Source organism: Streptomyces sp. SID11385 (genome assembly GCF_010548245.1).
In the GTDB taxonomy this organism is placed as follows: domain Bacteria; phylum Actinomycetota; class Actinomycetes; order Streptomycetales; family Streptomycetaceae; genus Streptomyces.
Genome location: NZ_JAAGLR010000863.1, coordinates 1 through 713, shown reverse-complemented (window position 1 = coordinate 713; position 713 = coordinate 1). Strand labels below are relative to the sequence as shown.

Below are 713 nucleotides of genomic sequence, written 5' to 3'. Positions count from 1 at the left end.
CGGGCCGGTCAGGAGCCAGGCGGCGGTACGGGCCAGGGCGAGGCGGACGAGGCGGGAGCCGCCCGTGCGGGTCTGCTCCGTCAGGGCGCGCAGGACACCGGCCGCGAGGAGGTAGCCCGTGCCGTGGTCCAGCGCCTGGACGGGCAGGGCGCCCGGGCGGCCCTCCCGGTTCGCCTCGATGGCCGCGATCCCCGTCGCCACCTGCACCAGGCTGTCGAAGCCGCGCCGCTGCCCCCACGGACCCGAGCGCCCCCACGCCGAGACCTGCGCGAGCACCAGCCCGGGGCGCCGCGCGGCGAGCCCGTCCGGTGTGAGCCCGAACCGCTCCAGGGCTCCGGGGCGGTAGCCGGTCACCACGACGTCCGCCTCGGCGAGCAGTTCCTCGAAGCGGCGCAGTCCCGCGCAGTCGGCGAGGTCGAGCAGCGCGGAGCGCTTGCCGAGGCCCGTATCGGCCTGCTGGTCGGCGAGTTCGGGCATCCCTGGCGGGTCGATCCGCAGGACGTCCGCGCCGAGCAGCGCGAGCGTGCGGGTGGCGACGGGGCCCGCGAGGACCCGGGTCAGGTCGAGCACGCGCACCCCGGCGAGGGGCAGCCCGCCGCCCGGCGCGGTGAAGACACGCACCGGAGCGTCGTCGATGCGGCCCGCGCTCAGGAGCGGCAGCGCCTCCAGGACCTTCGCCTGCGGCCCGGCCCGCCACTCGCCGGGCGCGCGCA

The 713-nt window shown here is 78.4% G+C and carries 1 protein-coding gene; it reads right to left on the bottom strand.

All coding sequences use genetic code 11. From position 1 onward, the window contains the following. On the bottom strand, positions 1–713 hold a 713-nt coding region (locus G3I42_RS26220), incomplete at both ends, for a CoA transferase (protein ID WP_239096685.1).